This is a genomic window from Kitasatospora mediocidica KCTC 9733, assembly GCF_000744225.1.
Classification (GTDB): Bacteria; Actinomycetota; Actinomycetes; order Streptomycetales; family Streptomycetaceae; genus Kitasatospora; species Kitasatospora mediocidica.
This window is the reverse complement of the sequence record NZ_JQLN01000002.1, coordinates 31530-45264: the sequence shown is the minus strand read 5'-3', so window position 1 is coordinate 45264 and position 13735 is coordinate 31530. Positions and strand designations below refer to the sequence as shown.

Below are 13735 nucleotides of genomic sequence, written 5' to 3'. Positions count from 1 at the left end.
CGAACGGAGGGCGGCCTGCATGTACATGGGGTGGTGGAGATGCCGGGAATCGAACCCGGGTCCAGTGGAGTGGATTCAGGACTTCTCCGAGCGCAGTCCGCTGTGATTTTCTCGGCCCTGGCAGTCACGCGGACAAGCCGCCAACAGGCCCAGCTGCTGTTTGGTTTCCCATCCGCCCTCGCAGCCCGGGCGGACGGTTGAGTTCCCTAGATTATGCCAGGGTCCGGGTCGGGAACTCCCCGGTCTGACACCACGCTACTCGCTGCTTAGGCAGCGAGCGCGAAGGAATCGCGCTTAGTGTTGGCGATTATTTTTTTGCGGTAGGTGGTTAACGAGATCATTACCGCTTCCTCGGCTCGCTTCTCCTGTTTCGACTTCCCCTGTCGAAACCGATCATCCCCATGTTTTTTTGACAAACACCTGAGTGTCACGCCCCGCGGTCACCGGCGGTCTCCCACCGGCGCCTGCCGGTCGGGAAGCCCGTCCGGTGGTGCTGCGCCCATGCTACGCGCTCGGCAAGGGGGTGGTCCAGCGCATTAGACCGACCGTCCTACGCCTTGGCGGGCGCCGGATTGACGTGCGGCCCCGGGGTGCCCAGCTGCTGGGCCAGCCAGGGCAGCGCCTGGGCGAACGCGGTCGAGGCGAACTGCCAGACGTGCTTGCCCGGTTCGACGGTCTGCCGGCTGGCGATGCCGTCCTTGCGGGCGGCCTGGTCCAGCTGCTTCGCCTGGGCGGTCTGCCGCGCCTCCTGGTCCCCGCTCTCGAACCAGCCGGAGACGTTGCGGTACTTGGCGTGGTGCTCCAGGACCGTCATGGGGTCGTGTGCCGCCCAGGCCGCGGCGTCGCCGCCGTACAGCTGGTCGATGGTCTGCTGCTTGTCCCCGGTATTGGGCCCGAGGTCGCCGGAGATGTCCTCGAAATGCGTGAAGACATTCGGGTGTTCGACCGCGAGATCGACCGCGCAGGTGCCCCCCATCGACCAGCCGGCCACGCCCCACTTGTGCGGGTCGGTGGCCGTGCCGAAGGTCTTCTCGATATACGGCGGAATATCCTTCACCAGATGGTCCTCGGACTTCCCGCCGGGGCCGTCGACGCATTCGGTGTCCACCCGGAAACCACCGGTCGCGTCGGCGAATACCAGCACCGGGGCGAATCCGCCGTGCTGCGCTGCATAGGCGTCGGCGGTCTGCACGGCGTTCCCGGCTCGCACCCAGTTGTCCGGCGCGGAGTACTCGCCGCCGATCATCTCCAGCACCGGCAGCTTCGGCCGGGCCTTGCTGCGGAACCAGGCGGGCGGCAGGTAGACCAGCTCCTGGCGGTGGGCGAAGCCGCTGGCGGTGTCGGGGATGTCCACCTCGACGATGCGGCCGGTGGTGGTCTTGCCGGTGAGCGAGCCGAGCTGGTCGAGGGTCACCTGCTGGGGCAGCGGGCTGCCACTCAGCTCACCGATGGCGTCGTCCACGGTGGGGAAGTAGCCGGTGGCGGCGTTCAACGCGTTGGCCCCCGCCAGCACGGCCAGCAGCGCGGCGATCGGCGCCAGCGCCCGGCGCCACCAGCGCGCCCCGCGCCAGCCGACCACCAACACGGTCAGTGCCGTCAGCGCCGCACCGGCCCAGACCCAGAGGGCGACGGGCAGCGGATCGGTGACCCCCTCCACCCGCACCACCAGCAGGTCGGCGAGCAGCGTGAGCAGCACCGCGACGACCAGCGCGACCGGCGCGCGGCGCAGCCGCCAACGCCGGTCGCGCCAGCCGATCACCAGCAGCAGGACGGCACCGGCCGCGAGCTGGACACCCCACGGGAACCAGCCGTCCAGCAACGAAACGTTCATTCCAAAAGCGTACTGACCCGGACAGACCACTCCGGACGAGTGTCCGGCCGGCGGACCTTCTGGGACAGAGCTGGAACAGAACCCGCCGTGCCGGAACGCCCCGACGGCCCGTTAGCGCTGGCGCCTGCGGGCGGCCGCCACCGCGCGGGCCGTCTCGCGGGTGTCCTGCTGCTCGCGCAGGGTCTGCCGCTTGTCGTAGAGCTTCTTGCCGATCGCCAGCGCCAGCTCCAGCTTGACCCGGCCGTCCTTGAAGTACATCGACAGCGGGACGAGCGTGTGACCGCCCTCCTTGGTCTTCACCTCGAGCTTGTTGATCTCCATCCGGTGCAGCAGCAGCTTGCGCTTGCGCCGCGCCGAGTGGTTGGTCCACGTCCCCTGGGTGTACTCGGGGATGAAGACGTTGTCGATCCAGACCTCGTGGCCCTGGGTGTACGCGTAGCCGTCGACCAGGTTGGCCCGGCCCTCGCGCAGCGACTTCACCTCGGTACCGGTGAGGACCATCCCGCACTCGTAGGTGTCCAGGATGGTGTACTCGTGGCGCGCCTTCTTGTTCTGCGCGATCAGCTTCTGTCCCGTTTCCTTTGCCATAGCGCCGCTTATTCTCGCATCTCAGAGGGACGGTCGGCAGCAGGTTTTCGGGTGCCGCCGAGTCCGGCCAGTACCCGCAGGGCCAGCGGGCCGGCATCGGCCGGGTCCGCGGCCGGTACATCGGGCACCAGGCCCACGCCGTCCGGGGAGCGGCCGGCCGGGGTGTAGTAGCGGCCCACGGTCAGTTCGAGCACCGATCCGTCGGCCAGTCGGCTGGGCTGCTGCACGGTGCCCTTGCCGAACGTCCGCGCGCCCACCACGACGGCCCGGCAGCGGTCCTGCAGGGCCCCGGCGAGTAGTTCGGCGGCGCTCATGGTGCCGCCGTCCACCAGCACCACCAGCGGGGTGCCGGTGTCGCCCCCTGGTCCGGCGGTCAACTCGCGGCGCTCGCCGCCGGACTGGTACGAAGCCACCGGCCCGCCGTCCAGAAAGACCGAGGCGGCCGCGACGGCCTCCTCGACCAGGCCGCCCGAATTGCCGCGCAGGTCGAGCACGATGCCGGTCCGCTTCGCAGCGGCGGTCGACCCCCGCACGGCCTCCCGGATCTCGGCGCCGACCCCGCTGGTGAAGGCGAGGACGGTGATCCGCAGCACCCCGGCGGCGGGGTGGTCCACGGTGACGTCCTGGGTGGCGAGGACCGTCCGACGGAGCGTCACCGTCCGCACCCGGCCGTCCGGCGCGCGCAGCGCGAGCAGCACCGCCGAGCCCGGACCCGTCGGACGGGCCCCCGCTGACGGGGTGTCGGCCCGCCCGCGCAGCCGGGCCACCACCTCGGTGACCGGCAGCCGGTCGACCTGCGCGCCGTCCACCGCGAGCAGCCGCTCGCCGGCCACGACGCCCGCCCCGGCGGCCGGACCGGCCGGCTGAACCCGGGAGACCACGGTCTCGCCGTCCTCGTCCCGTTCCACCGAGAGCCCGACGCCGAGGTACTCGCCGTCCAGGCCCTGGGCGAAGCGGGCGTACTCCTCCGCGCTGTAGTAGGCGGCCCACCGGTCGGCGCCACTCGCCACCAGCCGCTCGGCCTGCTGCGACGAGAAGCCGACCACCGGCGCCACATCCGCCGACCCGGCCCGCCGAGGCACCACGCCCCGCCATCGCCCCAGGCCCCCGCCGCGGCCCCGGTGATCAGCACCGCGCCGAACACCAGAGTGAGCGTCGCACCCTGACGCGCCCGCCGCGCTGCTGCCGCCATGGCACCGGAGTGTAGGCGCCCGGTGCGCTCCGTGGTCGCAGAACGCCCGAACATCACCAGGAGTGACCGACCCGGGAGGCCGGGGTCAGACCTTCAGGTACTTGCGCAGCGTCAGGAAGGCCGCGATCGCCGCCATCACCATGCCGGCCACGATGAGCAGCGGGATCACCTGCAGCACCGAGGAGAGCCCGATGAAGTGGATGAACTGCACCTTGTTGGCCAGCCAGTGCTGCACGCCGTAGTTGCCGATCAGCAGCAGACCCGACGCCATGACCGCGCCCAACAGGGCCGCGAACGCCGCCTCCGCGATGAACGGCATCTGCACGTAGAAGTTGGACGCGCCGACCAGGCGCATGATGCCGGTCTCCCTTCGCCTGCTGAACGCCGACACCCGGACGGTGTTGACGATCAGCAGCAGGGCGACCGAGAGCATCATCACCATGATCACGAAGGCAGCCGTCTGGAGACCGTTGAGCAGCCCGAAGAGGTTCTCCAGGATCTGCCGCTGGTCCTCCACCTCGCGGATGCCGGGCTTGCCGGCGAAGGCGCTCTGGATGATGTCGAACCGGGTCGGGTCGTTCAGCTTCACCCGCCAGGAGGACGGGATCGCGTCGGCAGGGGTGACGGACACCAGGGCGTTGTCCGGGTCCATGTTCTTCCACTGCTTGTACGCCTCGGCCTGGGTCTCGAAGGTCGAGGTCTTCACCAGCGGCATCTTGTCCAGAGCCGTCTTGACGGCGGCGATCTGGTCGTCGGTGGCCGCGCCCGCCGCGCACTGCGGGGCGGTCTTGGCGTCGGCCTTGGTGCAGAAGTAGATGCTCACCTCGACCTTGTCGTACCAGTACCCCTTCATGGAGTTCACCTGGTCACGGACCAGGAGACTGGCACCGGCGAGCGCGAGCGAGAGCGCGACACTGACCACGACCGCGATGGTCATCGTCAGGTTGCGGCGGAGACCCACACCGATTTCCGACAGGACGAACTGGGCGCGCATTGGTTTTCCTACTCCAAGGTCGGTGCTGGCGGTCCGGAGGCGACGGCTGGACGGCGGCTAGTGCTGGTAGCCGTAGACGCCGCGGGCCTGGTCGCGGACCAGCAGCCCCTTGTCGAGTTCGATCACGCGCTTGCGCATCTGGTCGACGATGGCCTGGTCGTGCGTGGCCATCAGCACCGTGGTTCCGGTGCGGTTGATGCGGTCCAGCAGCTTCATGATCCCGACCGAGTTCTGCGGGTCGAGGTTTCCGGTCGGCTCGTCCGCGATCAGCAGCATCGGACGGTTGACGAAGGCCCGGGCGATCGCCACACGCTGCTGCTCACCACCGGAGAGCTCGCCGGGCATCCGGTCCTCCTTGCCGCCGAGGCCGACCAGGTCGAGCACCTCGGGGACCACCTTGTTGATGGCCGACTTGGGCTTGCCGATGACCTCCAGCGCGAACGCCACGTTCTGCGCCACGGTCTTGTTCGGCAGCAGGCGGAAGTCCTGGAAGACGCAGCCCAGCTGGCGGCGCATGTGCGGCACCTTCCAGTTGGACAGCTTGCCCAGGTCCTTGCCCATCACGTGGACCTCGCCCGTGCTGGGGCGCTCCTCGCGCAGCGTCAGGCGCAGGAAGGTGGACTTGCCCGAGCCGGAGGACCCGACCAGGAAGACGAACTCGCCCTTTTCGATCTCCAGCGAGACGTCCGACAGGGCCGGTCGGTTCTGCTTGGGATAGGTCTTGGAAACGTTGTCGAATCTGATCACGGCTGCATCACGGAGGCCATCCTAGGTGGAATGGCTGCCTGCTCGGACGAACTGCCGTGACCTGATCGTTACTTCAGGTCCGGAGGCAGTGCCGGCGGCGCCGTTCCTCGGTCGGTCCCGCCCCCCACTTCCGGCCGGGGACGGACGGTGGAAGCGCCTCTGGGCACTCCCCCGGCTTGGGACCATACGCGACCCATGGGGCAGCGTGCAGGGTCCACCCATCGAAAAGCGGACGAATTGTCCGCTCTTGGGGAGAAATGACCAGAAAATTGCGAGGCACCTCACAGCGGACCCCAAGGACGCCGAAGACCTGATGAGTTTTGTCGCTCTATGCGACGATTAGCCCCTGGGATTCCCTGCCGGGATCCGGCCCGCGGGGGCCGGATCCCGCAGAACCTGGCAGAGTAGAGGGGATAGCCGACCGGTCGCGGTTCGCCGCTCCCCCGCTCGGAGCACGGGCAGGAACCAAGAGCCCGCCCGATGCGTTGGCTGTATGCGTGGGTGTAGCAGCAAGGAGGAGATCGCATGACGTGCGACCATCTGGTGTGCGCCAACTGCGCCGGCCGTGTGAGCGATGGCCGTTGCCCTGTCTGCCGTGCCCACCGGGCCCGGATGCAGGAGCAGCAGCAGAACCCGTTCGCCTCGCTCTCCCCGGCCGCTCTGCTCGCCCTGATCGTCGGGCTGCTGGCCGTGGCGATGATCGCTCGGCAGGCACTGGCCTGATCGGGCCCCAGTACGGCATAGGACGAGAGGGCCCCGGAAGCAGCTTCCGGGGCCCTCTCGTCATGCTCGTCATGGTGCGACTACTCGGCGGTCTCGCTCTGCTTGCGCCACCGGATACCGGCCTCGATGAAGCCGTCGATGTCGCCGTCGAGGACGGCCTGCGGGTTGTTGACCTCGTGGTCGGTGCGCAGGTCCTTGACCATCTGGTACGGGTGCAGCACGTAGGAACGCATCTGGTTGCCCCAGGAGCTGCCGCCGTCGCCCTTGAGCGAGTCCATCAGGGCGCGCTCCTCGAGGCGGCGCCGCTCCAGCAGCTTGGCCTGCAGGACGTTCATCGCGGACGCCTTGTTCTGGATCTGCGAGCGCTCGTTCTGGCAGGAGACCACCACGCCGGTCGGCAGGTGGGTGATCCGGACCGCCGAGTCGGTGGTGTTGACGCCCTGGCCACCGGGCCCGGAGGCGCGGTAGACGTCGATCCGCAGCTCGGTCTCGTCGATGTCCACGTGGTCGCTCTGCTGGACGACCGGGAGCACCTCGACGCCCGCGAAGGACGTCTGGCGGCGGCCCTGGTTGTCGAACGGCGAGATGCGCACCAGGCGGTGGGTGCCCTGCTCGACGGAGAGCGTGCCGTAGGCGTACGGCACCTTGACGGTGAAGGTCGCGGACTTGATGCCGGCCTCCTCCGCGTACGAGGTGTCGTAGACCTCGGTCGGGTAGCCGTGCCGCTCGGCCCAGCGCAGGTACATCCGCATCAGCTGCTCGGCGAAGTCGGCGGCGTCCACGCCACCGGCCTCGGCCCGGATGTTGACCAGGGCCTCGCGGGCGTCGTACTCGCCGGAGAGCAGGGTGCGCACCTCCAGCTCCTCGATGGCCTTCTGCAACGAGACCAGCTCGGCGTCGGCCTCGGCGCGGGTGTCCGCGTCGTTCTCGGCCTCGGCCAGCTCGTACAGCACGGCCAGGTCCTCGATCCGGCTGCGCAGGGCCAGGACCCGGCGCAGCTCGCCCTGGAGGAAGGAGAGCCGGCTGGTGACCTTCTGCGCATTCGCGAGGTCGTCCCAGAGGTCGGGGGCTCCTGCCTCCTCCTCCAGACGTGCCAGGTCGGCCCGGATCTTGTCCAGGTCGAGGACTGCCTCGATGGACCCCATGGTCGTTTCGAGGGACTTGAGCGCTTCAGAAGGATCGACGGCTGCCACGCCACCAGCCTAATGGCTCGCGGGGGGCGTTGGGACCGGCCGGTAGGAGCTGGACACCGGGGCGGGCGCCGCGGACCCGCCGGGCGGCTCCGCGGCGAAGGCCGTGTACGCCGCAGCGGCCCCGGCCAGCAGCAGCACGACGGCCAGCAGCACGGCGAGCAGCCGACGGCGCCGGACCAGCGCCCGGCGCCCCCGGCGGTGCGCCGAGGCGGGCGCCGCACGCTGGGCGCGCGACTCCGCGGCGTACGCCGCCAGCTCCTGCGCGCTGGGGCGGCGCAGGCTGGTGTGGGTGTCCCGGGTGGAGTCCGGCGCGGGCGCCGGGACCAGGGGGACGGCCGGGCCCCGCCGACGGCGGTGCGCGCCGCTGCCGGCGTCGGACTCCGCGTAGACCGCCTCGCCGGGCGTCGGCACCTCCTCGGCCGGCGGACGCCCCTGGGCGGGCAGCACCAGCGGCGGCAGGCCGGCCAGCGCGGGCAGCTGCTCGCGCAGCCGGTCCGCCAGCTCGGCGGCCCGCAGCCGGGAGGCCGGGGCCTTGGCCAGGCACTCGGCGATGATCCGCCACAGGCCGTCCGGCAGCCCGGGGACCGGCGGAACGCTCTCGGTGACGTGCCGGCGCAACACCGCGCCGGTGTGCCCGCCGCCGAACGGCGTGAAGCCGGCCAGCAGCTCGTACAGCACGGTGGCCAGCGCGTAGATGTCGACGGCCGCCCGCGGCTCCAGGCCCTCGATGATCTCGGGGGCCAGGTAGTCGGGTGTGCCGATGATCCGGGTGGCCCGGGTCCGGCGCGGGGCGTCCACCAGCCGGGCGATGCCGAAGTCGGTGAGCTTGGCGCGCGGCGCCCCGCCGGGGCCGGGCGGTTCGGCCAGGTCGAGCATGACGTTCTCGGGCTTGACGTCGCGGTGCACGATCCCGGCGGCGTGCGCGGCGGCCAGCCCGTCGGCGACGTCCGCGATCACCGAGACGGCCGCCTGCGGCGCCAGGACGCCCTCGCGCTCCAGCCGGGAGCGCAGGTCGCTGCCGTGCACCAGCTCCATCACCAGGGCGAGGTCGTCGCCGTCCACCACCATGTCGCGCACGCCGACCACCCGGGGGTGGTCGAGCCCGGTCAGCGCGGCGCGCTCCTGGACGAAGCGGCCCACCAGGACCTGGTCGGAGGCGAGGTCCTCGCGCAGCAGCTTCACGGCCACCGGCCCGTCGGGGCCCTCGCCCAGCCACACGGTGCCGGCGGACCCCCTGCCGATCACCTGGTGCACGGTGTACCGGCTGCCGATCTTGCGTGCCAATGCTGCTCCGTGGGCGGCGGGAGTGTTCCCGATCCCCCGTCGGGGTTCCGGGAGCGCTCGGTAGGTCGGTGCGTCACCGACCAACCTACGCGTCCCGACGACCTCCCAGGGACCTCCCAGGGCCTTCGCCGGGCGGCACTTGACGACAAATCTTGTGAAGTGTCGACAAAGCGGCAATGCCGGCGTCAGTTGCCCGCGACCGAGTGCCAGTTGCTGGAGATCCAGTCGCGCGAGTCGGTGTACCACTGCTGGACGTCGGCCCAGTAGTGCGGCAGCGGGGTGAAGTTCCACAGCGCCAGCGCGGCCACCGCGAGGATCAGCACCACCATCAGGCAGCCCTTGAGACAGCCGAGGCCCGGGATGTACATCCGGTTGCGGCTGCGCTGACGGGGCTCGCGGCGCGGGCGGGGCTCGCGTTCCGGCTCACGCGCCGGCTCCGGCTCACGCGGGATCGGCGGCTCCGCCCGGCGCGGAGGCACCGGAGCGGGCCGCGCGGCGCCACCGGGCGCCCGGTACTGCTGCTCGGGCGGTTGCTGCTCCCCGTAGCCCTGCGGCTGCCCCTGCGGGGGCGCGGACCGGTACGGCGGCGGCGCGACCGGGGGACGCCCGCCCTGCCGCTGGTCGGGGCGGCGCTGGTCGGGCGCGGGCGGCGGGTAGCCGTAGCCGGGGTTCGGCGCGCCGTAGCCGGGCTGCTGCTGATAGCCCTGCGGACCGCCGCGGTAGCCGGGGTCCTGCGGATAGCCGGGCGGCGGGAAGCCGCCCTGCGGCGGGCGCTGCGCGCCGCCCGGGCCCGCGCCGTAGGGCCGGGGCGCGACCTGCGGCTCGCCGTACTCCTCGGCGCCGAACACCTGGGTCTGCTGGTTGCGGTCCCGGGCGGCCCGCAGCTGGGTCTGCCACGGGTGCGGGCCCTCGGGCTGCTGGGCCTGCTGGGCCTGCTGGGCCTGCTGGGCCGACGGGAACTGGCCGGGCGCTCCCGCCCCGACCGGGGCCGACATCCCCGCGGGCATCACCCGGGTGCGGTCCTCGGCCGCCACCGGCGCCGGGCCGGCCGCCATCACCTGGGTCGCCGCGGCCGGGTCGAACCGGCCCGCCGACAGCTGGTCGGACTCGCCGGTCAGGGTGAAACCGGATCCCGTCCCCGGCACCTCGGCCGGCTGCGCCTCGGGCACCAGCAGCGCGCCCACGGCGATCGCCGCGTCCACCGCCATCGGGGAGGCGTGCACCCCGACCCCGGCCGCGACCACGCGCAGCGCCTGGGCCAGCGAGGTGGCGCTCGGCCGCTGCGCCGGGTCCTTGCGCAGGCAGCGCTCGACCACGGTCCAGAGCGGCTCGGGCATGCCGGACGGGCGCTGCGGCTCCTGGGCGAGGTGCGCGTGCAGGACCTGGATCGGCCCGTCGCCCTGGAACGGCGGCTGACCGGTGACCAGCTCGTAGAGCATGATTCCGGCGCCGTAGACGTCCACCGCGGACGTCTGCGGCTGGCCGCTGGCCGACTCCGGCGCCACGTAGGTGGGCGTGCCGACGAACTCGCTGGTGCGCGTGATCCCCGGGGAGTCGGCGAGCCGGGCGATGCCGAAGTCGGTGAGCATCGGGTGCATCTGCTCGCCCTGGGCACCGTCCACGTACTGGCTGGCGAGCAGCACGTTGGCGGGCTTGAGGTCGCGGTGCACGACGCCGTCCGCGTGGCTGACCGCGAGCGCGTCGGCGACCTGCGCCATCAGCAGCGCCCCCGCGATGGGGCTGAGCGGGCCGTTGCTGCGCAGGTAGCGGTAGAGGTCCGGGCCCTCGACCAGGTCCATCACCAGGGCCAGCAGCTCACCCTCGACCACCAGGTCGCGCACCCGGACGATGTTGGGGTGGCTGAGCCGCAGCAGCACCGAGCGCTCGCGCAGGAACCGCAGCACGATGTCCGGGTCGGCGGCCAGCTCCTCCTTGAGCACCTTGATCGCGACCTGCTGGCCGGGACGCAGGTCCGGGAGTACGACGTCCTCGCGCACGCGGGCGCGCCAGACGGTGCCCGTGGCACCGCGCCCGAGGGTTTCCTCGAGCAGATACTTGCTGCCTACCGGCCGCACCTGGTGCACTCCTCGCCCTGCCGACGCCGCGAGCTTGGGACCAACCGTCTCAGCCCGTGTTTCCGGCAACTCTAACGGTGTCCGTATCGCTCCTCATGGGGACGGACGCAGGAGGGGCCCGTCCGGTTGACGCGTCGGCGCGGGAGCCGGGCGATTGCGGGTTGACCTGAGTGCCCGACGGCTTCACCATGGCGATGATCACAAGATCGTCAAATCCGGTACCGTGCGCGGAGTGTCAGCGGCTGGTGGCAGGATGAGAACGCACTCCTGTGGTCCGGCTGTTGTCCTGTTCCGTGGAGCGGGGTTCCGGGACCATCAGGTCGTCATCACGAGCAGAGGGGAACCCCGGGCGAGATGCAGATCCGGCTGACGGTCCTCCGGCCCCGCAGCGGCTCGACCGCAGCCGCGCCCGCCACCGACGTACTGGTCACCGCACCGATAGGCACCGCGCTCGGCCTGATCGCCGGGGCACTGGCCGGCGCGGTCGGCGTGCGCGGGCCGCGCAGCGCCACCCATGTCCACCTGTACGCCGGTGCGCAGCGAATCGACGAACGCAGCCTGCTCGGCCACCCCCCGCTGCTCGACGGCGCGGTGCTGTCCCTCGGCGAGCCCGACCCGGAGGCCACCGAGGACGACCGGACCGGACCGCACGCGGACGCTCCCGCCGAGCTGCGCGTGGTCGGCGGCCCCGACGCCGGCGGCGTCCACCGCCTGCACGGCCGGCAGATCCGGGTCGGCCGCTCCAGCGAGGCCGACGTCCCGCTCGACGACCCCGACGTCTCCCGCCTGCACCTCGCCCTCCACCTCGGCCCCGACGGAGACGTCACGGTCCGCGACCTCGGCTCGACCAACGGGACGACGCTGGACGGCCGCCCGCTGACCGGCGAGGAACTCCCGCTCCCCGAGGGCGCCCTGCTGCGCCTGGGCGAGTCCACCCTCGCGCTGGCCGGCCCGCCGCGCCCCGAGGACGGCCGCGCCACCACTCCCGACGGCCACGGCCATCTCCAGGTGGCCGCCCCGGCCCGGGCCCCCCGCCCCGCCGAGTCCGAGCCGCCGGACACCCCGGAACCGCCCGCCGTCGGCGCCACCGGCCGCACCCGCTCGCTGCTCTCCCGCCGGCTCGGCCGGGCCGGCGCCGCCACCGCGCCGGCCGACACCGCCCAGCAGCACGCCCGGGCCCGCGCACGACAAGCCGCCGCCCGCCGCGAGCGCTGGCCCGACCCGGCCACCGTGCTGCTCAGCGCGCTCGGCCCCGGCGCCCGGCTCTGGGAGCGCCAGCCCGCCCACCCCGACGCGCTGACCCTGCGGCTGGGCACCGCCGACCTCCCCGGCGGCCCCGGGACGTCGCCGGGCACGCTGCTCCCGGCCGTCCCCGTCACCGTCGACCTGCAGGCCGTCGGAAGCCTCGGCCTGACCGGACCGCGGGCCCGGCTGAGCGGGCTGGCCCGGGCCCTGGTGGCCCAGCTCGCCGCCCTGCACCCACCGAGCGGCCTGAGCCTGGTGGTGCTCAGCGCGGACGAGCAGCGCCCGGTCGAGGAGCGCACCGAGGACTGGGCCTGGTCGCTCTGGCTGCCGCACCTGCGCCCGGGCCAGGGCCAGGACTGCCGGCTGCTGATCGGTCTCGACCCCACCCAGGCCGAGGACCGGCTCACCGAGCTGACCGCCCGGCTGGCCGACCACCAGCCGCAGCCCGCGACCGTGCTCGTGGTGGACGGCGACCCGGGCTCCGAAGCGGCCCGCCGCGCGCTCGACCTGCTGATCCGGCAGGGCGCGGCGGTCGGCGTGCTGCCGGTCTGCCTCGCCGAGCGGCCCGAGCTGCTGGCGGCCGGCCTGGGCGCCACCGCCGCGGTCACCGGCGAGGTGGGCACCCAGCTGACTCTGGACCGCCCGGTCCCGGAGGGCGGTCGCGAGCTGGTCGAGGACATCGCGCTGGACGCCGTCTCGCCCGCCTGGGCCGAACGGCTGGCCCGGGCCCTCGCCCCGCTGCGCGAGGCCGCCCCGCTGGCCCGCGGCCCGCTGCCGGACGCGCTGCGCCTGCTCGACCTGCTCCAGCTGGACACCGTCACCCCCGCCAAGCTCTCCGCCCGCTGGGACGACCTGCCCGCCACCACCGGCACGGCCGCAGCCCTGCTCGGCACCACCCGCGACGACCTGTGCACCGTCGACCTGGCCGCCGCCGACCCGGCCGGCCAGCAGCACCTGCTGGTCGGCGGCGCGCGCGGCTCGGGCAAGAGCGAGCTGCTGCGCACCCTGGTGGCCTCGCTCGCGGTCGGCGAGCGGCCGGACCGGCTGGGCGTCCTGCTGATCGAGGGACGCGGCGCCAGCCTGGCCGGCTGCGCCGAACTCCCGCACGTCACCGCTCATCTCGACGCCACCGCCGACCCGCGGCAGGCGATGCTCACCGCCGACTCGCTGCTGGAGGAGCTGGCGCACCGCGAGGAGCTGTTCCAGGGCCGTCCGTTCACCTCCTGGTACGCCGAGCACGCGCTCACCGCGCGGACGGCCGCGCTGGTCCGCCCGCGCACCGCGGTCGAGGCGACCGGCGCGGCGCAGCCGCCCGCCGCCTCCACCCCGACCGCCGCCGTCGGCACCCTGCCGACGCTGCCCGCCCGGCTGGTCGTGGTGGTGGACGACTACGACGCCCTGCTCGCCCCGACCTCCCCGGCCGGCCGGCCGCTGGCCCGCGCCCTGGCGGCGGTGGCCCAGCGCGGCGGGCGCCTGGGCGTCCACCTCGTGGCGGCCACCGGCCGTCCCGAGCTGTCGGCCGGCAGCGAGGTGGACGAGGCGGCGCTGTGGCGGATCGCCCTGCGCACCGACCACCCGGCCGACTCCGAGCTGCTGGTCCACGTGGACGACGCCGCGTCCGTGCCCGAGGAGACCCCGGGCCGCGGCTACCTGCGCCGCCCGGACGGCGCGGTGCTGGCCTTCCAGACCGCCCGGGTCAGCGGCCGGATCCCGCGCACGGCGACGCTGCGCCCGACCGTCGTCGCCGTGGATCCCGCCCAGCTGGGCACCCCGCCCACCCGCCGCCCGGTCCGCGAACTGGGCAACGGCCCGACCGACCTCGCCCTCCTCGCCAGCGCCCTCCAGCGGGCCGCTCAGCCCTGA

At 72.9% G+C, this 13735-nt stretch carries 9 protein-coding genes and 1 other RNA gene; 1 reads left to right on the top strand and 9 read right to left on the bottom strand.

Annotated features, from left to right (window positions below; translation table 11 throughout):
- Nucleotides 1–31 precede the first annotated feature (31 nt).
- The 9 genes from ssrA to BS80_RS04320 all read right to left on the bottom strand — a co-directional run bounded on the left by ssrA (nucleotide 32) and on the right by BS80_RS04320 (nucleotide 10627).
- Nucleotides 32–401: a transfer-messenger RNA gene (gene ssrA / locus BS80_RS38495) on the bottom strand.
- 149 nt (nucleotides 402–550) lie between these two features.
- Nucleotides 551–1831, bottom strand: coding sequence for an alpha/beta hydrolase (locus BS80_RS04360; protein ID WP_035793427.1), 1281 nt, complete (start codon nucleotides 1829–1831; stop codon nucleotides 551–553).
- Between the two features lie 111 nt (nucleotides 1832–1942).
- The gene (smpB, locus tag BS80_RS04355; protein WP_035793424.1) at nucleotides 1943–2419 is read right to left on the bottom strand and encodes an SsrA-binding protein SmpB; all 477 of its coding nucleotides are present in this window, start codon (nucleotides 2417–2419) and stop codon (nucleotides 1943–1945) included.
- A gap of 8 nt (nucleotides 2420–2427) precedes the next feature.
- Complete coding sequence (locus BS80_RS04350) at nucleotides 2428–3465, bottom strand: S41 family peptidase (RefSeq protein ID WP_332262149.1); 1038 nt, start codon at nucleotides 3463–3465, stop codon at nucleotides 2428–2430.
- 231 nt (nucleotides 3466–3696) lie between these two features.
- Entirely contained in the window at nucleotides 3697–4605 is a 909-nt protein-coding gene (ftsX, locus tag BS80_RS04345; RefSeq protein WP_035793422.1) for a permease-like cell division protein FtsX, read from the bottom strand.
- A gap of 57 nt (nucleotides 4606–4662) precedes the next feature.
- Nucleotides 4663–5352, bottom strand: a complete 690-nt coding sequence (gene ftsE, locus BS80_RS04340; RefSeq protein WP_035793420.1) for a cell division ATP-binding protein FtsE — start codon at nucleotides 5350–5352, stop codon at nucleotides 4663–4665.
- An 803-nt stretch (nucleotides 5353–6155) separates the two neighbouring features.
- Nucleotides 6156–7268 carry a peptide chain release factor 2 gene (gene prfB, locus BS80_RS04330; RefSeq protein ID WP_035793416.1) on the bottom strand — a complete coding sequence of 371 codons (1113 nt, stop codon included), beginning with the start codon at nucleotides 7266–7268 and terminating at the stop codon, nucleotides 6156–6158.
- 9 nt (nucleotides 7269–7277) lie between these two features.
- Nucleotides 7278–8552: a serine/threonine-protein kinase gene (locus tag BS80_RS04325; protein WP_051965984.1), complete on the bottom strand. Its 1275-nt coding sequence runs from the start codon at nucleotides 8550–8552 to the stop codon at nucleotides 7278–7280.
- Between the two features lie 185 nt (nucleotides 8553–8737).
- Nucleotides 8738–10627: a serine/threonine-protein kinase gene (locus BS80_RS04320; RefSeq protein WP_035793415.1), complete on the bottom strand. Its 1890-nt coding sequence runs from the start codon at nucleotides 10625–10627 to the stop codon at nucleotides 8738–8740.
- A gap of 354 nt (nucleotides 10628–10981) precedes the next feature.
- On the opposite strand from BS80_RS04320, the gene BS80_RS04315 reads away from it, so the two are divergent.
- The gene (locus BS80_RS04315; protein WP_035793413.1) at nucleotides 10982–13735 is read left to right on the top strand and encodes an FtsK/SpoIIIE domain-containing protein; all 2754 of its coding nucleotides are present in this window, start codon (nucleotides 10982–10984) and stop codon (nucleotides 13733–13735) included.

Bases quoted from the DNA above. Each gene is read 5' to 3' on its own strand.
- BS80_RS04315 (WP_035793413.1), top strand. From the start codon at position 10,982: ATGCAGATCCGGCTGACGGTCCTCCGGCCCCGCAGCGGCTCGACCGCA.
- smpB (WP_035793424.1), bottom strand. From the start codon at position 2,419: ATGGCAAAGGAAACGGGACAGAAGCTGATCGCGCAGAACAAGAAGGCG.
- ftsX (WP_035793422.1), bottom strand. From the start codon at position 4,605: ATGCGCGCCCAGTTCGTCCTGTCGGAAATCGGTGTGGGTCTCCGCCGC.
- BS80_RS04360 (WP_035793427.1), bottom strand. From the start codon at position 1,831: ATGAACGTTTCGTTGCTGGACGGCTGGTTCCCGTGGGGTGTCCAGCTC.